17 protein-coding genes and 1 riboswitch are annotated in these 23,319 nt (G+C 76.5%); of the genes, 5 read left to right on the top strand and 12 right to left on the bottom strand.

The genetic code is table 11. The features are described 5' to 3' along the window. Positions 1 to 2: 2 nt before the first annotated feature. Positions 3 to 1,136 carry a bifunctional diaminohydroxyphosphoribosylaminopyrimidine deaminase/5-amino-6-(5-phosphoribosylamino)uracil reductase RibD gene (ribD, locus tag ACVWNX_RS29620; protein ID WP_454411251.1) on the bottom strand — a complete coding sequence of 378 codons (1,134 nt, stop codon included), beginning with the start codon at positions 1,134 to 1,136 and terminating at the stop codon, positions 3 to 5. A 152-nt stretch (positions 1,137 to 1,288) separates the two neighbouring features. Beyond that, positions 1,289 to 1,419, bottom strand: a riboswitch (FMN riboswitch). A 299-nt stretch (positions 1,420 to 1,718) separates the two neighbouring features. Further along, positions 1,719 to 3,017, bottom strand: a complete 1,299-nt coding sequence (locus ACVWNX_RS29615; protein WP_454411250.1) for an ROK family transcriptional regulator — start codon at positions 3,015 to 3,017, stop codon at positions 1,719 to 1,721. A 383-nt stretch (positions 3,018 to 3,400) separates the two neighbouring features. Between ACVWNX_RS29615 and ACVWNX_RS29610 the strand changes: the two genes are divergently transcribed. Then, positions 3,401 to 4,636: an MFS transporter gene (locus tag ACVWNX_RS29610; RefSeq protein WP_454411249.1), complete on the top strand. Its 1,236-nt coding sequence runs from the start codon at positions 3,401 to 3,403 to the stop codon at positions 4,634 to 4,636. A gap of 942 nt (positions 4,637 to 5,578) precedes the next feature. Here ACVWNX_RS29610 and ACVWNX_RS29605 read toward each other — a convergent pair. Then, positions 5,579 to 6,352, bottom strand: a complete 774-nt coding sequence (locus tag ACVWNX_RS29605; protein WP_454411248.1) for a glycosyltransferase family 2 protein — start codon at positions 6,350 to 6,352, stop codon at positions 5,579 to 5,581. 226 nt (positions 6,353 to 6,578) lie between these two features. Between ACVWNX_RS29605 and ACVWNX_RS29600 the strand changes: the two genes are divergently transcribed. Beyond that, entirely contained in the window at positions 6,579 to 7,997 is a 1,419-nt protein-coding gene (locus ACVWNX_RS29600; protein ID WP_454411247.1) for a uracil-xanthine permease family protein, read from the top strand. A gap of 21 nt (positions 7,998 to 8,018) precedes the next feature. Here the strand turns inward: ACVWNX_RS29600 and ACVWNX_RS29595 are convergent, their stop codons facing one another. Together ACVWNX_RS29595 and ACVWNX_RS29590 are read right to left on the bottom strand one after the other, a co-directional pair. Further along, positions 8,019 to 8,243, bottom strand: coding sequence for a hypothetical protein (locus ACVWNX_RS29595; RefSeq protein ID WP_454411246.1), 225 nt, complete (start codon positions 8,241 to 8,243; stop codon positions 8,019 to 8,021). Between the two features lie 99 nt (positions 8,244 to 8,342). Beyond that, positions 8,343 to 9,539: a glycoside hydrolase family 6 protein gene (locus tag ACVWNX_RS29590; RefSeq protein WP_454414990.1), complete on the bottom strand. Its 1,197-nt coding sequence runs from the start codon at positions 9,537 to 9,539 to the stop codon at positions 8,343 to 8,345. Positions 9,540 to 9,727: 188 nt separating this feature from the next. On the opposite strand from ACVWNX_RS29590, the gene ACVWNX_RS29585 reads away from it, so the two are divergent. Then, positions 9,728 to 10,420: a DUF5995 family protein gene (locus tag ACVWNX_RS29585; protein WP_454411245.1), complete on the top strand. Its 693-nt coding sequence runs from the start codon at positions 9,728 to 9,730 to the stop codon at positions 10,418 to 10,420. A gap of 22 nt (positions 10,421 to 10,442) precedes the next feature. Here the strand turns inward: ACVWNX_RS29585 and ACVWNX_RS29580 are convergent, their stop codons facing one another. The 3 genes from ACVWNX_RS29580 to ACVWNX_RS29570 form a co-directional block, all read right to left on the bottom strand. Beyond that, positions 10,443 to 12,137 carry a flavin monoamine oxidase family protein gene (locus tag ACVWNX_RS29580; protein WP_454411244.1) on the bottom strand — a complete coding sequence of 565 codons (1,695 nt, stop codon included), beginning with the start codon at positions 12,135 to 12,137 and terminating at the stop codon, positions 10,443 to 10,445. A 289-nt stretch (positions 12,138 to 12,426) separates the two neighbouring features. Next, positions 12,427 to 12,882 carry an Lrp/AsnC family transcriptional regulator gene (locus ACVWNX_RS29575; RefSeq protein ID WP_454411243.1) on the bottom strand — a complete coding sequence of 152 codons (456 nt, stop codon included), beginning with the start codon at positions 12,880 to 12,882 and terminating at the stop codon, positions 12,427 to 12,429. A 179-nt stretch (positions 12,883 to 13,061) separates the two neighbouring features. Further along, the gene (locus ACVWNX_RS29570) at positions 13,062 to 14,504 is read right to left on the bottom strand and encodes a GuaB1 family IMP dehydrogenase-related protein (protein ID WP_454411242.1); all 1,443 of its coding nucleotides are present in this window, start codon (positions 14,502 to 14,504) and stop codon (positions 13,062 to 13,064) included. A gap of 515 nt (positions 14,505 to 15,019) precedes the next feature. On the opposite strand from ACVWNX_RS29570, the gene ACVWNX_RS29565 reads away from it, so the two are divergent. Both ACVWNX_RS29565 and ACVWNX_RS29560 read left to right on the top strand, forming a co-directional pair. Continuing rightward, positions 15,020 to 16,228 (top strand): lycopene cyclase family protein, encoded by a 1,209-nt coding sequence (locus tag ACVWNX_RS29565; RefSeq protein WP_454411241.1) that lies wholly within the window; start codon positions 15,020 to 15,022, stop codon positions 16,226 to 16,228. A gap of 59 nt (positions 16,229 to 16,287) precedes the next feature. After that, positions 16,288 to 17,838, top strand: coding sequence for an FAD-dependent oxidoreductase (locus ACVWNX_RS29560; protein ID WP_454414989.1), 1,551 nt, complete (start codon positions 16,288 to 16,290; stop codon positions 17,836 to 17,838). A 291-nt stretch (positions 17,839 to 18,129) separates the two neighbouring features. Here ACVWNX_RS29560 and ACVWNX_RS29555 read toward each other — a convergent pair whose 3' ends face one another. The 4 genes from ACVWNX_RS29555 to ACVWNX_RS29540 are packed head-to-tail and all read right to left on the bottom strand — an operon-like array spanning position 18,130 to position 23,094. Beyond that, complete coding sequence (locus ACVWNX_RS29555; RefSeq protein ID WP_454411240.1) at positions 18,130 to 19,212, bottom strand: DUF5914 domain-containing protein; 1,083 nt, start codon at positions 19,210 to 19,212, stop codon at positions 18,130 to 18,132. After that, a complete protein-coding gene (locus ACVWNX_RS29550) occupies positions 19,209 to 20,174 on the bottom strand; it encodes a phytoene/squalene synthase family protein (RefSeq protein ID WP_454411239.1) in 966 nt (321 codons plus the stop codon). The genes ACVWNX_RS29555 and ACVWNX_RS29550 overlap by 4 nt, the downstream gene beginning before the upstream one ends. After that, positions 20,171 to 21,679 (bottom strand): phytoene desaturase family protein, encoded by a 1,509-nt coding sequence (crtI, locus tag ACVWNX_RS29545; protein WP_454411238.1) that lies wholly within the window; start codon positions 21,677 to 21,679, stop codon positions 20,171 to 20,173. Before crtI ends, ACVWNX_RS29550 begins: the two co-directional genes overlap by 4 nt. Next, a complete protein-coding gene (locus tag ACVWNX_RS29540) occupies positions 21,676 to 23,094 on the bottom strand; it encodes a polyprenyl synthetase family protein (protein ID WP_454411237.1) in 1,419 nt (472 codons plus the stop codon). The genes crtI and ACVWNX_RS29540 overlap by 4 nt, the downstream gene beginning before the upstream one ends. Positions 23,095 to 23,319 lie beyond the last annotated feature (225 nt).

Genomic DNA, 23,319 nt, shown 5'->3' with positions numbered 1-23,319 from the left:
GTTCAGCACTCCTTGGCGTGGGTGGGGGCGGGGCCCGGCCGGGCCCCGGGAGCGACGGTGGCGGTGATCCGCAGGTCGGCTCCGATCCGGACGGCCTCGGTCATGTCGAGGCGCAACGCGTTCGTGAGGGTGGTGATTCCCGCGCCGGTCAGGACGGCGGGTCCGGCGCCCAGCAGGGCGGGCGCCAGGTAGCCGACGACCCGGTCGACCGCTCCGGCGGCGACGAACGCCCCGGCGAGGGTCGCCCCGCCCTCCAGCAGCACCGACCGCACGCCCCGGGCGTGCAGCGCGGTGAGCAGGGCGGGCACCGAGAGCCCGCCCGCCGCGCGCGGCAGCCGGAGCACCTCCGGGGCGCCGTCGGCACCGGCGTAGGGGGGCGCGGGCGCGTCCCCGGCGACGGCGATCAGGGTGGGGGCGGCCGGGTCCAGGACCCGGGCGCCGGGCCGTACGGCGGTGGCGGAGGTGTCCACGACGACCCGCAGCGGCTGCCGGGCGCCCTCGACGCCGCGGACCGCGAGGTGCGGGTCGTCGGCGCGGGCGGTGCCGGAGCCGACGACGACGGCGTCGGACCGGGCGCGCAGCCGGTGGACATCGGCACGGGACTCCGGGGAGCTGATCCAGCGGCTGGTGCCGTCGGCGGCGGCGGTCCGGCCGTCGAGGGTGGCCGCGTACTTCCAGGTGACGTGGGGGCGGCCGAGCCGGACGGAGGTGAGCCAGGCGGCGTTGACGGCCTCGGCCTCCTCGGCGAGGAGCCCGGCGGCCACCTGGACGCCCGCCGCGCGCAGGGTGTCCGCGCCGCCGGTGGCGTCGGGGGTGGGGTCCGCGACCGCGTACACGACCCGGGCGATCCCGGCGTCGAGGAGGGCCCGGGAGCAGGGGCCGGTGCGGCCGGTGTGGTCACAGGGTTCGAGGGTGACGAGGGCGGTGCCGCCCCGGGCCCGGTCGCCCGCCGCGCGCAGCGCGTGGACCTCGGCGTGGGGTCCGCCCGCGCGCTGGTGGTACCCCTCCCCGACGGGCTCGCCGTGGGCGTCCAGCACCACGCAGCCGACGACGGGGTTGGGGCTGGTGTGGCCGAGTCCGCGCGCGGCGAGCGCGACGGCGCGTCGCATGGCGGCTGCTTCGGCTGCGGTGGCCACCGGGTCCTCCTGCCTCTTCGGGCACGGACTCCGGGGCTGTCGGGAACGACAGAGGTACGGGCGTGGCACACCGGAGAGCGCGTGGCCGCGACCGTCCGCGTCCACGGACATGGACGGAACCGACGACGGCGCACACCGGAGGTGCTCGCCCGCCGCGCACTGCCTCCCATCCGGACTTTCACCGTCGGTCCAGGAATTCCACCTGGTCAACCGGCCACTGGAGGTGACCGGGTCGCGGACTGTTACCGCCGGTTCGGACTTTCACCGACCCCGGAGTGCGCTGCTGCTGGTACGGAACCAGTCTGCCACGCCCGCCGCCGGGCCATGCGGGCGCGTGGTTGTGGACTGGCTCACAAGACGGCGTACGGGGACGCCCGGTGTCCGGGGCGGTTCGCCAACTCGGTTCGCGGGCAAGCTTCTTGGACGGGACGAGCGCCGCCGGACGACGGCTCGCGGGCTCGCCCTTCTCCGCGTCATCCCACGGAGAAGCCCCGCCCTGGGCGCGCCACGCGCCCGGCGCGACGCCCGGCGGCGGACTTTCCGGCCCTTGCCCGCCGCCGGGTCCGCGCGCCACCGGGCCGGTCAGCCGGTTGCCGGGTGTTCGGTTCCCAAGCGGGTGCCGACGGAGCGGACGGTGACGGGGCGCGCGTTCCGGAGGGCGCCGGCGGACCGTACGGCCCGGTCGCCGTCGGCGGGCGGCGAGAACAGGTCGTCCTGGGCGGCGTCCCGGGCCGTGCACAGGGCGCCGCGCAGCACCGCGGTCCCTCCCAGTTCACCGACCCTGACCTCGGTGCGCAGCGGGGAGAGCCCGGCGAGGCGGGCGCCGGTGCGGGCGGCGAGGTCGGCGCCCCCGGCCAGGCCGACCTCCCCGCCGAGGACGACGCAGCCGGGGTCCAGCACCGAGGTGACCGCCGCAGCGCCCACCGCGAGCCGGTCGGCCAGTTCGTCGAGGAACGCGTCGGCCGCGCGGGCCCGTCCGGAACCCCCGGCGACCGCCGCGACCGCCTCCCGGACCAGGGCGGCGGCGGGCGGTTCGCCCTCCACCGGGGCGGCCGTCACTCCGTGCCGGGCGGCCAGGTCCACGATGGCGCGGGACGCGGCGAGGTCCTGGAAACCGCCGGCGCAGGAGGCGCGGGAGGGCAGCGTGCCGGTGCCGGGCGAGGGCAGGAAGCCGATCTCCCCGGCGCCGCCCGAGGCGCCCCGGCGCAGCGCCCCGTCGAGGACGACCGCCGCGCCCACCCCTCGGCTGAGCCACAGCAGGACGAAGGTGTCCCGGTCCCGGGCGACCCCCTCGCGGTGTTCCGCGAGGCCCGCGAGGTTCGTCTCGTTCTCGATGATGACCCGGGCCGACAGCCGTTCCTGAAGGGCCGTCATCAGGCGGTGGTGCCAGGTGGGGGCCCCGGAGCCGTCGCGGGGTTCGCCGGTGGCCGGGTCGACGAGGCCGGGGGCCCCGATGCCGACGCTGTGCAGGGCGGAGGCCCCGGCCCGGGCCGCGACGCTCTCCACCAGGGCGACGACGCGGGCCACGTCCGCCTCGGGGTCGCCGCCGACGGGGGCCGACGCCCGCGCCCGGACCTCGCCGAGGAGGTCCGCGACCACCACGGAGACGTCGTGCTTGCGGACGTCCAGGGCGGCCAGGTGGGCGTGGTCGGCGACGATCCCGTAGAGCCGGGCGTTGGGGCCCCGGCGGCGGGCCCCGTCCTCGCCGACGACCGTGACCAGACCGCTGTCCTGGAGGCGTTCGACGAGGTCGGCGATGGTGGGCCGGGAGAGTCCGGTGAGTTGTTTGAGCCGCCCGGCGGTCAGCGGGCCCTCGCTCTGGAGGAAGTCCAGCGCGAGCCGGTCGTTGATGGCGCGGGCCGTGCTCGGTGATGCGGGCATGCGGTCGATCCTTCCAGACGGGCCCCTCCCGGCCACGGGCGCGTGTCGGCCACCGGCCCGGCGGTGGCCGGACCCCCGGGAGGGCGTGCGTCCCACCGGCCGTCCGCCGTCGGGGTGTTCGGCGCGGCCGACACCGGCGCTCCGGGACGGGAAGGGGGACGGAGGGGGCCCGGGAGCGGGGCACGGGGGCCGGAAACGGGGAACAAGGGCGGAGAGGGCGCGGGCGCCCGGACGGAGGTCTATTTATCAGGCAAGGTTCCTGATAGTTTACGCCTCCATCGGGCCGAACGGGCCGCCGCGACCACGGTCCGGCGGCGCGCGGGACCGGAAACAGTCCATGACGGGCTCCGACGAGGGCCCGTCCGACAGGAGGCGACGACCTGATGGGAAGTACGGGGGCCGGACCGGCCCACGACAAGACGGCGGTGCGGCGCGCCCGGTACGCGGTGGCCGCCGCGTTCTGTGTGCACGGATCGGTCACCGGATCGTTCGCGACCCGGGTGCCGTGGATCCAGGAGCACGCCGGGGTGAGCGCGGGCCAGCTGGGACTGGCCCTGGCGTTCCCGGCGATCGGCGCGGCCGTCGCGATGCCGCTCGCGGGCCGGATCGGCCACCGGTTCGGCATGCGGGCCGCGCTGCGCGCCCTGCTGGCGCTGTGGACGCTGTCGCTGGTCCTGCCCGCGCTGGCGCCGAACCTGCTGACGCTGTGCCTGGCGCTCTTCGTGTACGGCGCCACCTCCGGGATGTCGGACGTGACGATGAACGCGCTGGGCATCGAGGTGGAGAACCGGCTGAACCGCTCGATCATGTCGGGGCTGCACGGGATGTGGAGCGTGGGCGCCCTGATCGGCTCGGCGGGCGGCACCCTCGCCGCGCACCTGGACGTGGACGCCCGGGTCCACCACACCGCCGCGGCGCTCGTCCTCACCCTGCTGGGGCTCGCCGTCTGCCGGAGCGTGCTGGACGTGCGGCCCGCCGTCGACGAGGAGCCGCCGCCCCGGTTCGCGCTGCCGCCCCGCTCGGCGCTGCTCATCGGCACCATCGGGTTCTGCGCGGTGTTCGCGGAGGGCGCGAGTCTCGACTGGTCGGCGGTCTACCTGCGGGACGTGCTCGGCTCCTCCCCCGGGCTCGCGGCGGCCTGCACCACCGGATTCACCCTGACCATGGCGGTGGCGCGGCTGGCCGGCGACCGGGTGGTGGACCGCTTCGGCGCGGTGCGGACCGTACGGGCGGGCGGGGCGCTCGCCACGCTCGGCGGACTGATGATCGTGATGGCGGGCCATCCGGCCGTGGCCATGGGCGGTTTCGCGCTGCTCGGACTGGGCGTCGCCGTGGTCGTGCCGCTGGCCTTCGCGGCGGCCGGACGCAGCGGGACGAACGCCAGCATGGCCATCGCGGGCGTCGCCACCATCACCTACACCTCGGGGCTGATCGCGCCCTCCGCCATCGGCGCGGTCGCGGACCTGACCAGTCTGGTGGTGTCGTTCGGGCTGGTCACCGCGCTGGCCTTCGGGCTGATCGCGCTGGCGGGGGTGCTGCGGACGGCGGAGCGCACCACCCGGCCGGGGGCCGTCGCCCCCGAGGCCGCCCCCGCCCCGGTCCGGGGCGACCCGTCCTGAGGACGCCGCTCACGGTCGCCGGGCGCGGTCGGCGCGCCCGGCGGCGTGCGGGGGCGGGCCCCGGCAATGGGCGAGCGCGGCCCCAGCGGCGGGCGGGGGCGGTCGGGGGCAGGCCCCGGCAACGGGCGAGCGCGGCCCCAGCGGCGGGCGGGGGCGGTCGGGGGCAGGCCCCGGCAACGGGCGAGCGCGGCCCCAGCGGCGGGCGGGGGCGGTCGGGGGCAGGCCCCGGCAACGGGCGAGCGCGGCCCCAGCGGCGGGCGGGGGCGGTCGGGGGCAGGCCCCGGCAACGGGCGAGCGCGGCCCCAGCGGCGGGCGGGGGCGGTCGGGGGCAGGCCCCGGCAACGGGCGGGCGCGGGCCCAGCGGCGGGTGCGGGTCCCGGCGGCGCGGACCGGGCCTCTCCGGGGGGATGGCCCTCAGCGGCGGGCGGTGCGCCCGACGGCTGGCGGGTGCGGCCCCGGCAACGGGCGGGTAAGGGCCCCGGCGGCGCGGGCGGTACGGGCAGGTCGCTCCCGGGGACGGCCCCCCGGCGGCGGTCGGCTCGGACCGGCCCCTCCGGGAGGTGCGGCCCCGGCGGCGATCGGTACGGGCAGGTCCATCCGGGGGTACGGCCCTCAGTGGCGGGTGGTGCGGGCTGGGGCCCTCCGGGAGGTGCGGCCCCGGCGGCAGGCGGGCGGACGGACCGGCACCTCCAGGGGTACGGCCCGCCCCGGGCGATACGGGCCTGGCTCTCTCCCGGGCGGTACGGGCCCTCCGGGCGGGTACCCGCCCGGAGGAGCGGCTCCCCCGGGCGTGGGGCGGCCGGAGGACGGGCGGCGGGCGCCCCACCTGGGGGATCCCGCCGGGCCCGCCGGGGCGGGCTGCCCCCGGGGGATCCCGCCGGGCCCGGCGGGGGCGGCGGGGCAGGCGGGGCCGCCCGTGTGGGCCGGGCCGTCCCTTGCGGACTAGATCCGCGAGTTGCGGAGCGACTGCCACACCGCGCCCGCCAGGCCGCGCGTCGCGCGGGGGACCGACAGTCCCTCGTGTTCGCGGTACAGCTCCCAGTTGTAGCGGACCAGCGACAGCTTGTTGGAGGACAGCGAGCCCGCCTGGTGGGCCCGGTACACCGCGAGGGGCTCGGACAGGCCCCGGGCGTCCGCGCCGTCGCGCATGATCGACAGCCAGAGGGCGTAGTCCTGGCGCTTGCGCATCTCCGGCATCAGCCGGGTGCCGAGGACGGTGCGGTCGTACATGGCGGTCAGGGCGCCGATGTAGTCCCGGACCAGCATCGCGCGGTAGTCCACGTGTCCCCGCGCCTGGACCACGCGCCCGTTGGGGACGAAGTCGGTGCTCTCGCCCGCGTAGTCGGCGTCCATCTTGAAGTACGAGGTGTACGTCAGGGGGGCGTTCCCCTCCGCGGCGAACGCGAGCTGCCGCTCGGTCTTCTCCGGGAGCCACATGTCGTCGCTGTCCAGGAAGGCGACGTAGTCCCCCCGGGCCCGCTCGATGGCGAGGTTGCGGGCCCGGCCCGCGCCGCCCTGCTCGGCGGCCGTCTCCGGGCGGACGCGTTCGTCCTGCCGGGCGAATTCCCGGAGCAGGTCCATGGAGTCGTCGGTGGACCGGTCGTCGGTGATCAGCAGTTCGAGGTCGTCGTGGGTCTGGGTGAGCACCGACCTCACCGCCGCGCCGAGGGTGGCTGCCGAGTTGTACACGGGCATCACGACGGACACCAGGGGCACCGGGGTTCTCCTTGCTAGGACGGAGCGGCGGTACGTCCGGGCGCTGGAGTCCAGCGGGAGCCGCCACGCGTGTTGCCGGTCAAGGTTACGCGCGGCCGCCACCGGGGAGCCAACCCCGTGCCCCCGGACCCGGGGCGAACCGGGCCGTGCCGCCGACACCGGGCGATCAGCGGAGCTTTACCATGTCCCCGATCATCCCGGCGTACGGACAGAAAGCGACCTCTCCATGGATCTCGGTGTGCGCTGGAAGCTGCACGGCGACGGGCGGACCCCCGCCCCGGGCGCCGTCGTCCGGCCGGACGAGCGGCTCTCCTGGCCGCGGACCTTCGGGCTGGGCGCGCAGCACGTGGTCGCCATGTTCGGCGCGTCCTTCGTGGCGCCCGTGCTGATGGGTCTTGACCCCAACCTCGCGATCATGATGTCGGGCGTCGCGACGGCCATCTTCCTGCTGGCGACCAAGGGCCGGGTGCCCAGCTATCTGGGCTGCTCGCTGTCGTTCGTGGGCGTGGCGGCGGTGATCCGGGCGCAGGGCGGCACCAGCGCGACGGTGACCGGCGCGGTGTTCGTGGTCGGGGTGGCGCTGTTCCTGGTGGGCGTCGCGGTGCAGCGGTTCGGGGCGCGGATCATCCACGCGACGATGCCGCCGATCGTCACCGGTGCCGTCGTGATGCTGATCGGCTTCAACCTGGCGCCGGTCACCGCCGCCACCTACTGGCCGCAGGACCAGTGGACGGCGCTGCTGGTGATGCTGTTCACCGGACTGGCCGTGGTGTGTCTGCGCGGCTTCTGGTCGCGGATCGCGATCTTCCTCGGACTGCTGTTCGGGTACGGGATCTCCTGGGTGTTCGACCGGGTCTTCGGGAAGATCCACTCCAATGACGGCTCGGGTCAGGTGGTCGACCACTGGCGGCTGGACCTGTCGGCGGTGGGGCAGGCCGACTGGATCGGGCTGCCGTCCTTCCACGGGCCCGCCTTCGAGTGGTCGGCGATCCTGGTCGCGCTTCCCGTCGTGATCGCCCTGGTGGCGGAGAACGCGGGGCACGTGAAGGCGGTCGGGGAGATGACCGGCGACCGGCTGGACGACAAGCTGGGCACCGCGATCTCGGCCGACGGCGCCGCGTCGATGCTCTCCACCGTCGTGGGCGGGCCGCCCAACACCACCTACTCCGAGAACATCGGCGTGATGGCCGCGACCCGCGTCTACTCCACGGCGGCGTACTGGGCCGCCGCCGCCTTCGCCCTGCTCTTCGGGCTCTGCCCCAAGTTCGGGGCGGTCGTCGCGGCCATCCCCGGCGGGGTGCTCGGCGGGATCACCGTCATCCTCTACGGGATGATCGGGCTGCTCGGCGCGCAGATCTGGATCAACGCCCGGGTGGACCTGCGCAATCCGCTGAACCTCGTCCCGGCCGCCGCGGGCATCATCATCGGCGTGGGCAACGTCTCGCTGGAGTTCACCGACACCTTCTCGCTGAGCGGCATCGCGCTGGGCACCCTGGTCGTCATCACCGGCTACCACGCGCTGCGGGCGCTGGCCCCCGCCCACCTCAAGGTCCAGGAACCGCTGCTGGACTCGGGGACCTCCCGCTACGACGCTCCGGCGGACGACGGCGAGCGGGAGCCCCGGAAGGGGCCGTCCGGGGAGTGACGGCGGGGCGGACCGGCGGCGTCACCGTCCCGTGTTGCGGGGGTGGCCGCGCGCGGTCCGCTCGTTGCCACGCCGGTAGTTCCCGGTCCAGCGGGCCATGACCAGCTGGGCGTCACCGGCCGCCGCCTCCCGGAGGAAGCGCGCGGCCCGCTCGCCGCGCAGCACGGTCACCGGCCGCCCGTGGTGCCGTATCCGCACCGAGCCGTCGCCGTGTTCCTCGTAGGCGAATCCGTGTGCCGCCGCCATCCGCGCTCCCCGTCCGTACCGTCGTCCCGGCCCATGGTGACGACCGGCCGGAGAGCGCGCGAGTCAATAACGGCGCGCTGACCGTCGCGGCGGCGGCCGTCAGCCTCCGGTGGCCAGTTCGTAGGCGTACCCGGGGGTGAAGGTGCCGGGGCGGCCCCGGCAGCCGTCCGACTCGCCGGGCAGCTTCACCCACAGATAGGCGTCGATCCGGGACGCCCCCGTGCTCAGGGTCGGCGGGCGGCCCAGCGCCCGGCCCGCCGGATCGCACCAGGCCCCGTCGGCCGGGGCGCCGTTGCCGTTGCGGCTGGTGTCGATCACGGCGCCGAGCCCGGGGGCCCCGCCGAGGGCGTCGAGGACGGCCCGGGCGAACGCGGTCTCGTCGGCGGTGCCGTGGAAGTTGGAGACGTTGGTGAAGATCCCGTCCGAGGAGGCCGCCGAGCCCGCGCCCGCCGCGCGCAGCCGCTCCGCGATGGTCGCGGGCTGGTGCCAGGCGGAGTGGCCGGCGTCGAAGTACACCCGGGCCCGGGGGTTGGCGTCCTTCAGCACCCGTCCGGCCCGGGCCAGGGAGCGGTAACGGCGCTCGCGGGCGTCGGCGGGGAGGCAGTCCACCAGGGCCAGCGCGTCGGGTTCCAGGACGACGACGACCTCGTCGTCGCCGAGTCCGGCGGCGAACCGGTCGATCCAGGCGTCGTAGGCGGCGGTGTCCGGGGCGCCCCCCTGGGAGGCCCCGCCGCAGTCCCGGTCGGGGACGGCGTAGGGCACGACGACCGGCACCCGGTCGCTGTCCGCGCCGCCGGAGGTCACGGCCCGGACCCGGGCGGTGATGGTGTCCGGGGTGTAGTCGGCGAACCAGACGGCGGCGGGCCGCTCGGCGATGCGGGAGCGGATGACCGGGGTCCTGGGGTCGTCCGGGTTGGCCCGCACCCAGTCCAGCACCTGGGACGCCGGGTGCCGGTAGAGCGCTCCGGACACCGGCTCCGGGCGGGGCGCGGCGGGGGCGCTGGTGGCGGGGCGCGAGGGCGCGGGGCGGGCCGGGGCGGACGTGGTGGGGGTCCGGCTCGGCTCCGGGGCCCGGGTGGTGGGCGCGCGGCTGGGCGACGGCGGGGCGGAGGAGACGGGCGGCCGGGACGGGGTGGGGGACGGTGACGGCGGCGGGGTGGAGGGCGCGGGCGGGAGCGGCGCGGCGGTGATCCGGGGCGGGCGGGCCTCGTCGGTGCCCCGGCCCCCGTCCTCCAGGGCCCGCAGCGACCCGGCGACGGTGCCGAGCAGGGCGACCGCCGAGGCCGCCGCCACCAGTGCGGCGCGGTGCCGTCCGTACCGCCGTCGCGGTACGCGGCGCGGTGCCGTCCGTCCGCCGGACCGTCTCGCGTGGCTGCCGGGCACGGCGCCTCCCCTCCCCCGGTGCCGGGCGGCCGTTCCCCCGTTCCGGGGAAGCCCCCGGCCTTGTCGGCACCCGGACAGCCTAGGGCTGGGAGGCTGCCGCCATGACAGGGTTGACGGAGTTGCCCGCCCCTCGGGACGGGGTGGACGCGGTGGTGCGGGCGTTGCGGGAACTGGACGGGCGGTGGCCCGCCGAAGACGGCGTGGCGGTCTTCAACCGCGTCTATCTGACGGTGACGGAGGCGGTGGAACGGGACGTCCGGCACGGCGGTTTCCCCGACCGGGAGGCCGCGGCCGCCCTGGACGTCGTCTTCGCCCGGCGGTACCTGGACGCGGTCCGGGCGGTGGAGGAGGGGGAACGGCCCCCCGCGTGCTGGCGGCCCCTGTTCCAGCTGCGGGGACACCCGGGCGTCCGTCCCGCGCAGTTCGCGCTGGCGGGGGTGAACGCGCACATCGGGCACGACCTGGCGCTGGCCGTGGTGGACACCTGTCACGTCCTGGGCTGCGAACCCGCCGATCTGGAGGACGAGTTCGACCGGGTGGGCGAGCTGCTCGTCCTGGTGGAGGAGCGGGTCCGCGAGGAGCTGATGCCCGGCCCCGATCTGCTGGAACTGGCCGATCCGCTGACCCATCTGGTGGGGTCGTGGAGTCTGGAACGGGCCCGGGACGCGGCCTGGTCGGCGGCCCGGGGGCTCTGGGCGCTGCGCGGCCTCCCCGGGCTGCGCGAGGAGACCGCCGCCCGGTTGGACGGGGCGGTCGGTCTGGTCTCGCGCTGTCTGCTGACACCGACCCGGTGAGCCACCGGGTCGGTGCGGGAGGTCAGTCCTCCGGCAGTTCCACCGGGGCGATCTCGTCGTACACGTCGCCGGGGCCCGGGTTGGTGGGGTCGGTCCCGCCGCCGAGCTGGCGCATCACGCCCCACACGGCGTTGAGCGCGGTCTGCACGGCGCCCTCGGCCCAGCCCGCCGTCCAGGAGATGTCGTCCCCGGCGAGGAAGATGCCCCGCTTGTCCTCGGGCAGCCGGTCCTGCACGAAGTGGGTGAACAGCCGCCGCTGGTAGCGGTAGTGACCCGGCAGGTTGGCCTTGAACGCGCCCATGAAGTAGGGCTCGTTCTCCCAGGACACCGTCACCGGGTTGCCGATGACGTGCCCCCGGATGTCCACGTTCGGATAGATCTCGCCGAGCGACTTGAGCATGACCTCCATCCGCTCGTGCGCGGAGAGCGGCAGCCACTTGAGGCTGTCGTCGCACCAGGTGTACGAGAGGCAGATCACGGCGGGCTTGTCCGGGCCGTCGTCCAGCAGGTAGGTGCCCCGGGTCATCCGGTCGGTGAGCGTCATCGACATGACGTCCCGGCCGGTCACCTCGTCCTTGTCCAGCCAGAACGGCCGGTCCACGGGGACGAACAGCTTGCTCGACTCCATGTAGTGGGTCCGCTCGATGGCGGTCCAGTGGTCGATGGGGAACAGCTCGTCATCGCACTCGATCTTGGACAGCAGCATCCAGGACTGCGCGGTGAACACGACCGCCGGGTAGGTGCGGATGTCCCCGGTGGCGTCGGTGACCGTGATCCGGTTGCCCGCCGTGCGGTGCAGCCGGGTCACCGCGGGGCGCGGGGCGCCGCCGTCGTGCAGCGAGGAGAGGGAGGTGCCGGGCGCCCAGTGGACGATCTTCCCGGGCGCGCGGTCCCACAGCCGCAGCGGGAGCTGCTGGCTGCCGCCGACGATGCCCCGGTGGTGGTCGTCGGCCTCGGTGTAGACGACCCGCAGGATCTCCAGGATGGAGTTGGGGAAGTCGGTGTCCCAGCCGCCGGTGCCGAAGCCGACCTGGCCGAAGATCTCCCGGTGCCGGAAGGACCTGAACGCCTCCGAGTCGCAGAGGAAGCCGTAGAAGGTCTGGTTGTCGAACTTCTCGACGAGCCGCGCCCAGATCTCCCGGATGCGCGGGACGTCGCGCTCCCGCATCGCCCGGTTCATGTCGGAGAAGTCGGCGCCCTCCTCCAGGCAGGCGTTCCACGCCCGCGCGACCTCCCGGTAGACCTCCGGCAGGTCGTCCAGGGTGCGGGCGTAGTGCGACTCGCCCTTGAGGTCCACCACGGTGGACGGGGTCGCCTCGGAGAGCGGGTTGGGGAACGGCCGGGTGGTCAGGCCCACCAGGTCGATGTAGTGCTGGAGCGCGGTGGACGAGGGCGGGAACCGCATGGCGCCCATCTCCGCCGTCAGCTCGGGGTCGCAGCCCTCGAAGCCCACGGTCCGCAGCCGTCCGCCGATCCGGTCCGCCTCGTACACGACGGGCTTGAGGCCCATCTTCATCAGCTCGTACGCGGCGACGATCCCGGAGAGCCCGCCGCCGACCACCGCGACCTCGGTGCCGTGCTCCGTCGCCGGGACCTGGCCGAGCCCGGCCGGGTGGGCCAGGAAGTCGTCGTACGCGTAGGGGAAGTCCGGCCCGAACATGGTGATCGGCGGCTGCGCGTCGGTGTGCTGGACGGCGTTGGGCACCATGGACGTCATGGGGTGGGGACTCCTTGCACGGGGGGGGACTGCGGCCGCCACGGGCGGCGGGGGAACGGGCGCGGGGGCCGTACTCGACGGTACGTTCCGGCGTTCCACCGGGACAAGACGCGTCCGTTGCGCTTCACCTGGTGATTCGTTGCGTCGTGCGCGCGGCGCGCGGTGATTCGTTGCGCGTTCCCGGCGGGTCGCCCCGTCCGTTCCTTTGGCGGGCCGTCCCCGGCCCCCGGGGCACCGGTCCGGCGGGCCTCCCGGTGGGGCGGCGCGTCCCGCCCCCGCGCGGGCCCGGTCAGCCCGGGGTGCCGGACGAGAAGCGGCGCAGCAGCGGGGAGAGCACCAGCACCGACTTGGTGCGTTCCACGAAGGGCTCGGCCGCGATGCGCTCCAGGACCCGTTCGAAGTGCCGCATGTCGGCGGCGAAGACCTGTACCACCGCGTCGGCGCCGCCGGTCACCGTGGAGGCGGCCACGACCTCCGGATACGGTTCGAGGCCCCGGTGGATCTCCTCCACCGAGGTGTTGCCCCGGCAGTACAGCTCGATGAAGCCCTCGGTCGCCCAGCCCATCGCGGCGGGGTCCACCCGGACGGTGAACCCGGTGATCACCCCGGTGGCGCGCAGCCGGTCCACCCGCCGTTTGACCGCCGGAGCCGACAGCCCCACCCGCTGGCCGATGTCGGCGTAGGAGCGGCGGGCGTCCTGCGCGAGGGCGTGGACGATGGCTTCGTCGAGGTCGTTCAGTCGCACGGGGGTCGTTCGCTTCTCTTCACTGGCCCCGGCGGCGGCGCGCGGGGACGGCGGTGGACCGTTACCCGCAGTAGACCACGGGCGCGGCCGGCGGCGGACGCGCTGGTGGACGCGTCGGCGGGGCCGCGCCGGGCGCGTCGGTCCGGCGGCACCCGGGGGTGCCGCCGGACCGGGCGCGATCAGGTCCAGCTGGCGTGCAGCGGCTTGCCCTCCGCGTACCCGGCGGCGCTCTGCACCCCGACGACGGCCCGCTCGGCGAACTCCTCCAGGGAACCGGCACCCGCGTAGGTGCAGGAGGAGCGGACGCCCGCGATGATCGAGTCGATCAGGTCCTCCACCCCGGGCCGCTCCGGGTCCAGGTACATCCGCGAGGTGGAGATGCCCTCCTCGAAGAGCGCCTTGCGGGCCCGGTCGTACGCCGACTCCTCGCTGGTGCGGTTGCGCACCGCGCGGGCGGACGCCATCCCGAAGGACTCCTTGTACAGCCGTCCGTCGGCGGACTGCTGGAGGTCGCCCGGGGACTCGTAGGTCCCGGCGAACCAAGAGCCGACCATCACGTTGGAGGCCCCGGCGGCCAGCGCCATCGCGACGTCCCGGGGGTGGCGCACCCCACCGTCGGCCCAGACGTGCTTGCCGTGCTTCCTCGCCTCGGCGGCGCACTCCAGCACGGCGGAGAACTGCGGACGGCCCACCCCGGTCATCATCCGGGTGGTGCACATCGCGCCCGGTCCGACGCCGACCTTGACGATGTCGGCGCCCGCCTCGATCAGATCGCGCACGCCTTCGGCGGCGACGACGTTGCCCGCCACGATCGGGATCTCCGGGCCCAGCGCGCGCACGGCCCGCACGGCGGAGAGCATCGACTCCTGGTGGCCGTGGGCGGTGTCCACGACCAGGGTGTCCACCCCCGCGTCCAGCAGCTGCTTGGCCTTGCCCGCCACATCGCCGTTGATGCCCACGGCGGCGGCGATCCGCAGCCGTCCCCGGGCGTCGGTCGCCGGGGTGTACAGCGTGGCGCGCAGCGCGCCCCGGCGGGTGAGGATGCCCACCAGGCGGCCCTCCGCGTCCACGGCGGGCGCGTAGCGGCGGTTGGCCGAGTCCAGGCGGTTGAACGCCTCGCGGGGGTCTATGTCCGCGTCGAGGATCAGCAGGTCACGGGACATGACCTCGCCGAGCTGGGTGAACCGGTCGACGCCGGTGAGGTCCTGGTCGGTGACCACGCCGACCGGGCGGTGGTGCTCGTCGACGACGACGCCCGCGTGGTGGGCGCGCTTGGGCAGCAGCGCCAGCGCGTCGGCGACGGTCTGGTGCGGGACCAGCACGATGGGGGTGTCCAGGACGAGGTGGCGGCCCTTGACCCAGCCGACGACCTCGGTGACGACCTCGATCGGGATGTCCTGGGGGATCACCACGAGTCCGCCGCGCCGGGCGACCGTCTCGGCCATCCGGCGGCCCGCGACGGCGGTCATGTTGGCGACCACGAGGGGGATGGTGGTGCCCGTGCCGTCGGGGGACGAGAGGTCCACGCCCTGACGGGAACCGACCGCCGACCGGCTCGGGACCATGAAGACGTCGTCGTAGGTCAGGTCGTACGGGGGCTTGAGGTCATTCAGGAAACGCACGTGCTGCTCATCCCAGTCGATCAGAGGTGGCCCCCGGGCAGGTAGCCGGGGGAAAAGCACGTACTTCAGTGTCCCATGGGGCGACCCCCCACCGACCTGGGACGATCACCCAGGGCCGGGCGGTGCGCCCTCGTCGTTTCCTCCAAGGTGTCGCTCCGGGGCGGTGCCGCGCCGTTCCGGGGGCGGTGCCGCGTCCCTCCCGTCCTGCCCCCGTGGTCCGGCGCCGAACCCTCCCCGGCCCGGTGGCGCCGGACCCCCTCCCCGGCCCGGCCTCCGCCCGTCCCCGGCACCGGCGCGCCATCGTGGGGGGGGCGGCGCATCCGGTGCCGGGCCCCGGCCGGAAGAACCGTTGGGCGCCCGGACGGCCACCCGCGCCGGGACGGCACGTACGGGACCGGATACGGCACGGGTACGGCACGGGCGCGTGGAACGGCACGGCTACGGGTCCGGGACGGACGCCCGGACGGCACGGTACGGACGGACCCGGCGGCGGGGACACGGGACGGAGAGGGCGGATGGCGGTGTCGGGCGGTGACGGGGTGGTGATCGTGGGCGCGGGGGCGGCGGGGCTGTCGCTGGCCCACTGGCTGTGCGAGGGCGGTCCGCGCGGACGGCCCCCGGTGACCCTGGTGGACGCCCCGGCGGGCCCGTCCCGCCCGCCCGAACGCACCTGGTGCTACTGGGAGGAACCCGGCGGACCGTACGACGCCCTGCTCACCGCCCACTGGGACCGGTTGCGGGTGCACGGCCCGGACGGCCGCGCCACCACCGGGCGGACGGCCCCGCTGCGGTACAAGATGCTGCGCTCCGGGGACCTCTCGGCGGCCGTGGGCGCCCGGATCGCGGCGACGGACGGGATGCGGGCGCTGACGGCCGTGGTGGACCGCGTCGACGACGTCCCCGGCGGCGCCGAGGTGCGGGGGACGCGCCCGGACGGGTCCCCGCTGCGGCTGCGCGCCCGCTGGGTCCTGGACTCCCGGCCGCTCCCCGCGCCGCCCCCGGCCCGCACCCGGCTCCTCCAGCACTTCCGGGGCTGGTTCGTGCGCGCGGACCGGCCGGTGTTCACCCCGGACACCGCCGATCTGATGGACTTCCGGGTGCCCCCTCCGGCCCGGGGCGTGGCGTTCGGATACGTCCTGCCGACCGGGGCGCGCACCGCGCTGGTGGAGTACACCGGGTTCTCCCGGACCGTCCTCGACGACGACGCCTACGACCGGGAACTGCGCCGCTATCTCACCGGGGTGCTCGGGGTGACCGGGTACCAGGTCACCGCCGTGGAGCGGGGGGTGATCCCGATGGCGGACGCGCGGCCCGCGACCCGGGCGGGGGCCGCCGTGTTCCGGATCGGGACGGCGGGCGGGGCGACCCGGCCCTCGACCGGCTACACCTTCGCGGGGATCCAGCGGCAGACCCGGGCGGTGGCCGCGCTGCTGCGCGCCGGACGGGTCCCCGTGCCGCCGTCCCCGCACGGCCGCCGCTCCCTCGCGATGGACGCGGTGCTGCTGCGGGCGCTGGACACCGGACGGGTGGACGGCGCCCGGCTCCTCACCGGACTGTTCCGCACGGTGCCGCTGCCGACCCTGCTGCGGTTCCTGGACGGCGGCACCCGGCCCGTCGAGGACCTCACGATCGGGCTGCGCACCCCCGTCCCGGCCATGCTCCGCACCGCCCTGGAACTCCCCCTGCTCCGCCGACGGCCCCCCACCGGAAGGTCACCGCGTTGACCCCGTACGACGTCCCCCGCCGCCCCGACGGCCACCCCTCGCCCGGCCGGAGCGGCCAGGTGAGCGCCCCGGACGGCCGGGACCGCCGGTCGGTGGCGCTGCCCGCTCCGCCCGGACGGCCGACGGCCCCGGACCCCGCGCCCTCGGTGGCGGTGGTCGGCGGGGGCATCGCGGGGCTCGCGGCGGCCACCGGGCTGGCCGAGCGCGGGGTCCGGGTCGTCCTCCACGAACGGGAGCCCATGCTCGGGGGGCGGCTCGCGGGCTGGCCGGTGCGGCTGGCCGACGGCTCGGCGGTGACCATGAGCCGGGGCTTCCACGCCTTCTTCCGCCAGTACTACAACCTGCGCGCGCTGCTGCGCCGCGCCGATCCCGGACTGGAGCGGCTGCGCGCCCTGCCCGACTACCCGCTGCTGCACCGCGACGGACTCACCGACGGCTTCGCCCGGGTCCCCCGCACCCCGCCGTGGAGCGCCCTCGGCTTCGTCGCGCGGAGCCCGTCGTTCGGCTGGCGGGACCTGCTGCGGATGGACCCGCGCGCGGCCCTGCCCCTGCTGGACGTGCGGGTGCCCGGGGTGTACGCGCGGCTGGACGGGATCAGCGCGGTGGAGTACCTGGAGCGGATCCGGTTCCCGGCGGCGGCCCGGCACCTGGCGTTCGAGGTGTTCTCGCGCAGCTTCTTCGCCGATCCCCGGGAGCTGTCCGCCGCCGAGCTGGCGCTGATGTTCCACGTCTACTTCCTCGGCTCGGCGGAGGGCCTGCTGTTCGACGTGCCCGACGAGCCCTTCCCCACCGCGCTGTGGGACCCGCTCGCGCGGTACCTGACCAAGCTGGGCGTGGAGGTGCGCACCGGGTGCGGCGTCGAGGAGGTGGTGCCCGGCGCCGACGGGGAGGGCGAGGGGCCGTCCGTCCTCGCGGACGGCCGGAGCACGCGCTACGACGGGGTGGTGCTGGCGCTCGACGGCGGGGGGCTGCGACGGCTGACGACGGCCTCGCCCCGGCTGGGCGACGGGCCGTGGCGGGCGCGGGTGCTCGCGTCCCGGGAGGCCCCGCCGTTCCTGGTCTCCCGGCTCTGGCTGGACCGGCCGCTCGTCCCGGACCGCCCCGGCTTCCTGGGCACCGGCGGCTTCGGCGCCCTGGACAACGTCAGCGTGCTGGACCGCTGGGAGGGCGAGGCGGCCCGGTGGGCGGCCCGCTCCGGGGGCGGGGTCGTCGAGCTGCACGGGTACGCCCTGGCCCCGGACGCCGACCGGGCGGCGGTGCGGGACGGGCTGCTGCGCCAGCTCCACCGGGTCTACCCGGAGACCGCGCGGGCCCGGATCGTCGACCAGCGCCACGAGTGGCGGGCGGACTGCCCGCTGTTCCCGGTCGGCGGCTACCGGGACCGGCCCGCGGTGGCCACCCCGCACCCGGCGCTGGTCCTGGCGGGCGACCACGTCCGCACCGGGCTGCCGGTCGCCCTCATGGAACGCGCCGCGACCAGCGGCTTCCTGGCGGCCAACGCCCTGCTGACCCGGTGGGGCGTCCGGGGGCATCCGCTGCGGACCGTCCCGGCCCGGGGGCGCACGGCGCTGCTGCGGGCGCTGGCCCGGGGCGGTTCCCCGGGGCGGTGACGGCCGCCGGTGCCGGGGGCGCCCACCGGGTGACGGGACGGCCGTCCGTACCGGTGGGCGGTCACCGGTGCCGGTGGGTGACCGGGACGCGTCCGTGGTCCACCGGGGGAAGGCCGACGGCCCGGACCGGTGCCGGTGGTTCAGGGCGGACGTCGACGCCGCCGGTGGGTGAACGGCACGCCCACCGGCCCCGGGTGACGGGGAGGCGTCGGTGGTCCCGCCGGGGGAAGGCGGACCGCGCAGGGGGACGGTGGGTCGCTCTGGGACCGGTGGGCGGCCAGGACCGGTGGGTCACCCGGGGAAGCGTCCGGCCGATCGCAGCGCCCACCGTCGTTCCGCGTAGGCGAGGTCGTCCCGCCACAGCCGGGCGGCGGTCCGCCGCACCAGCGGACGCAGCAGTGGGGCGAGTCCGCGCGCCACCGCGAACCCGCTCCGGCCGGACGCCGCGACCACCGCCTCCACCACCGCCGTGCGCGGCGGGCGTCCGGGGCCGTCGGCGGCGGTGACGGGCGTGGCGTGGGTCTCGACCACCGAGCCGGTGCCCTCCCCCGCCACGATCCGCATCACCACGGTCCGGGGCCCGGGAGCGGTGAACTCGGCCCGGACGGGCACCACCACCCGTCCGGCGACCCGGAAGGACACGTCCACCACGAACGCGTCCCCCGGGCCGCCCGGTCCATCCGGGCGTCCCGCGTCGTCCTCCCCGGACCCCTCGGCGGGCCTCCTGGCGGACGCTTCGGCGGACGGCGCGGAGACCACCGTCAGGTCCACGAAGGCGTAGGGGTGGAACCAGGCGCCGTGCCAGGGGTCGAGCCGGTTGGCGACGACGTCCTCCGGCTCGCAGCGCCCCACCGCCACGCACACCGCGTCCACCGCGCGCGCGGGGTCCGGCCGGACCGGGACCGGGGGCCGGGGGGTGGGCTCCCCGCCGCCCGCGTGGTCCAGCCGCACCCAGACGAGCACCCCGTCGTCGTACGCGGGGAAGGGCTCCCAGCCCGCGAACGGACGTCCGTCCAGGGCGAGTCCGTGCCAGTGGCAGACCAGCGTCCCGCAGCGCACCGGGCTGTCCCTCAGCGGCGCGCCCAGGTGGGGGCAGGCCCCGGGGCCCGCCACCAGGGTGCCCGCCGCGTCCCGCCACAGCACGACCTCCGTCCCGGCCACGGTCCGTCCCAGCGGGCGTCCGGCCGTCACCGAGCGGCTCGCCCCGGCCACGTACCAGTTGCCGGTGGGCAGGGCCGCCGCCCTGCGGAGGGCGGCGGCGATCACGGCGGGCCGCGCCTCCCGCCAGGTGGGGCGCTGCCGCTCCCAGCGGACGGGTGCCCGGCGCAGCCGCAGCGGGACGCGGGGGCCGCGGGCGGGCTGACGGGCGGTCACGGGGTCCTCCGGGCGGGGTGGGGGTCGGCGGGGGTCCGGCGGCGGGCCAGCAGCGCCCCGGCGAGGCCACGGGCGGCGACGGCGGCCCGGCGCCAGCGGCCGACGGCGGCCCGTCGGTGGAGCACCGCGTACCCGTCGGCGGCGACCGCGTCGAGGATGCCGCCGTAGAGCGTGAACGCGGTGCGCACACAGGGCCGGGAGACCGGGTCCAGCAGGTCGATCCCGGGCGCGGCGCGGGCGTAGACCCCACGGGTGAGCTGGGCGGCGGTGACGAGGGCGGCGGTGATCGCCGGGTCACGGCGGCCGGTGCCTCGGCTCCACTCCAGCAGCTGCCGGTCGACGCCGTGCGCGGCGAGGAGGTCGGCCGGGAGGTAGACCCGTCCCCGGTCGAGGTCCTCCCCCACGTCCCGCAGGAAGTTGGTGAGCTGGAAGGCGATGCCCAGGTCGGCCGCGTAGGGGGCGGCCTCGGCGGGCGGCACCACGGTGCCGAGGACGGGCAGCGTCTGGAGTCCGATGACGGCCGCCGAGCCGTGCATGTAGGCGCGCAGATCGGTGTAGGTGGGGTAGTCGGTGACGGTGAGGTCGGCGCGCATGGCGGCCATGAAGTCGGTGAACAGGGCGTGGTCGATGCGGTACCGGGCGGCGGTGTCCACCAGGGCCCGCACCACCGGCTCGGCGGCGGGTTCGCCGCGCAGTCCGGCGGCAAGCCGCCGGTCCAGCGCGGTGAGCGCGGCGGCCCGCCGTCCGGGGGCGGCGTCCGCGCCGAGGTCGTCCACCAGGTCGTCGGCGTGCCGGGCGAACCCGTAGAGGGCGTGCACGGCGGGTCTGCGGGCGGTGGGCAGCAGCCGGGTGGCGAGGAAGTAGGTGCGGCCGTGGCGGGCGTTGAGCCGTCGGCAGTGGGCGTAGTCGGCGCGCAGGGCGGGGTCGGTGATCCCGGCCGCGTCGAGTTCGCGGGCGGTCATCGCGGGGCCGCCTTCCGGACGGCTTCCCGGACCCCGGTGATCCGGGCGGCGGCGAGCTTCCCGGAGAGGAGGACCGTCGGCACCCCGACGCCGGGGGTGGTGCCGCACCCCGCGAGGACGGCGTTGGCGGTCCCCCGGACCAGGTTCCGGGGACGGAACGGCCCGGTCTGCGCGAAGGTGTGCGCCACCGAGAACGGGCCGCCCGCCGCGTGTCCGGCGGCCGTCCAGTCGGCCGGGGTGACCAGCGCCTCCTCCTCGATCGCGGCGGCGAGACCGGGCATCTGACGGCGTTCCAGCTCCCGCAGCAGGGCGTCCCGGTAGACGGGACCGAGGGCGCGCCACTCGTGCGCTCCCGGTCCGATGTCGGTGTTGGGGCAGGGCGCCAGCACCTGGTGGAGGTGACGGCCGGGCGGGGCGAGGCCGGGGTCGGTGGCGGTGGGGCGGGTGATGAGCAGGGAGGGGTCGCTCATCAGCCGTCCGGTCCGGGTCAGTTCGTGGAAGGTCCGCTCCCAGGCGGCGCCGAAGGACAGGGTGTGGTGGGCGAGGCCGGGCCAGGTCCGGTCGGTCCCGGTGTGCAGCAGCACGGCGGACGGGGAGTGCCGCAGGGGGCGCGGGCGGCGCGGGGCGCGGCCCAGCAGCCGGTAGGTCACGGGGAGGTCGGGGGTGAGGACGACCGCGTCGCAGGGGACGCGTCCGGTCGCGGTGAGCACGGCGGTGATCCGGTCGCCGCGCCGCTCCAGCCCGGTCACCGCGCTGTCGTAGCGCAGTTCGGCGCCCGCGTCGGCGGCGGCGTCGGCCAGCGCCCGGGGCAGCGCGTGGACCCCGCCGCGCGGGAAGTAGACCCCGGCGACGGTGTCCATGTAGGCGATGACGGCGTACGCGGCGAGGGCGCGGGCGGGCGGGACCCCGGCGTAGAGCGCCTGGAAGGAGAAGACGCGGCGCAGCCGGGGGTCGGAGAGGAAGCGGCCCACCCGGGCGTCGAGGCGGCCGAAGCCGCCGAGCGCGGCGAGCCGCGCGAGGTCCGGGTGGAGCAGCCCGAGCGGGGAGTCGAAGTGGGCGTCGATGAACCGGCGCTTCTGGACCCGGTACAGCTCGGTGAGCCAGGCCCGCAGCCGCCGGTACCCCGCGGCCTCCCGGTCCCCGGCGAACCGGCGCACCTCGTCCTCCATGGCCTCGGCCCCGGTGTGCACGTCCAGGGCGGAACCGTCCGCGAACACCGCCCGGTAGGCGGGGTGCAGCGGGACCAGGTCGAGCCGGTCGGACAGTTCCTCGCCGACCGCGGCGAAGGGTTCGGCCATCAGCCCGGGCATGGTGAGGACGGTCGGTCCGGTGTCCACCCGGTAGCCGCCACGGGTCAGCAGCCCGGCCCGGCCGCCGGGTCCGGGGTCCCGTTCGACGACGGTGACCCGCCGTCCGGCGCCCAGCAGGTGCAGTGCGGCGGCGAGCCCGGCGAGCCCGGCTCCGACCACCACCACGTGGTCGGTCCGTCCCCGGACGGTCCTCATCGCGGGTCTCCTTCGCCGGGGGCGTGCGGGGCGGCGGAGTCCTCCGGGGCGCCGGGGGCGTACGGGACTTCCGGGCCGTCCGGGCCGTCCGGGGTACCCGTCTCCGTCCCCGTGCCCATGCCCGTCTCCGTCCCCATCTCCATCTCCGTCTCCGTCTCCGGGCGGTCCACGCCGGGCGCCGCCCACGGGGACGGGTCCCGCCGGGGGCGGTACGGGCCGCCGCCGGGCGGGGGGCCGTGGGCGACGGTGGCCAGCAGCCGGACGAGATGGGCGACGGCGTGCGGGGGTCCGCCGGGCACCACCGTGCCGAGGTGCCCGAGGGCGAGCGCGGCGAAGTGGTCGATCCGGTCCTCCACGGCGGTCCGGGCGCCGGTCAGGACCAGGGCGGCCCGGACCCGGCAGAGGTCGTCCCGGGTGAGGTCCGGGTCGCCGAGCGCCGCGTCGAGCACGGCGACCGCGCCCCGGTCGCCCCGGGCGGCGGCCCGGGCCCGGCCGACGGCGATCAGATAGGTCGGCTTGCCCTCGCGGATGTCCTCGCCGGACGGTTTGCCGGTCTCGACCGGGTCCCCGAACACGCCGAGCAGGTCGTCACGGAGCTGGAAGGCGGTCCCCGCGCAGCGCCCCGCCGCGCGGAGCGCCCGGGTGACCTCGGGTCCGGCCCCGGCGAGCGCCGCGCCGAGGGCGAGCGGCCGTTCCACGGTGTAGAGGGCGCTCTTCAGCCGGGTGACCCGCAGGGCCTGGGCGCGGGAGCGGGCGCCGGTGATCTGGCCGTGCAGGTCGAGGTACTGTCCGGCGACCATCTCGGTGCGCAGCGCCCGCCACTGGGCGCGGACCCGTTCGCGGGCGCCGGACGGCAGTTCGGTGTCCGCGAGGACGTCGTCCGCCCAGGCCAGCGCGAGGTCGCCGACGAGGACGGCGGCGGCGGTCCCGAAGTCGGCGCCCTCGTGCCACGGCCCGGACCCGTACCGGTCGCGCAGGGCGGTGTGGACGGCGGGACGGCCCCGGCGCAGCGGGGAGCCGTCCATCAGGTCGTCGTGGACGAGGGCGCAGGTCTGGAGGAGTTCCAGCGCGGCGGCGACCCGCAGCGCGGGGCCGGTGGCGTCGTCGGGGCCGCCGCAGGCCCGCAGCGCCCACCACAGGAACTGGGAGCGCAGCCGTTTGCCGCCGTCCAGGGTGAACCGGACGACGCGGGTGGCGACGTCACGGGTGAAGACGCCGTCCAGCGGGGCGCACTGCCGCAGGCGTTCGTCCAGCAGGGTCCGCAGGACCGCGCCGACGGCCGCGGGCACGTCGGCGTCCACCCGCCGCGCGTGCGCCCGGGGGGACGGCGGACGGGCGGGCGGCTCGCGCGGGGGCGCCGGTCCGTCGGCGGGCGGGTGGGCGCCCGGGGGGTCCTGGGCGGCGGTGCGGCGCATCGCGGCCTCCTCGCGTCGGATGTTCCGGCTGGGTCTCGGAACGCTTCGGGACGGGGGGCGCGTTCGGATGCGGTGACACCGCGCCGATCCGGCCGGGGCGTGGTGTCCGGCCTATCAGGGGAGGTCAGCGCGGGGGACGGGACGCCACCGGACATTCCCCGGCTGCCACACCACCGGCCGACACCGGCAGCGGACACCACCGGCCCCGCGACCACCGGCCGGACA

The sequence above is a fragment of the Streptomyces sp. JNUCC 64 genome, from assembly GCF_054484115.1.
The sequence above is the reverse complement of the archived record's forward strand: the minus strand, read 5'-3'. Positions and strand labels throughout refer to the sequence as shown.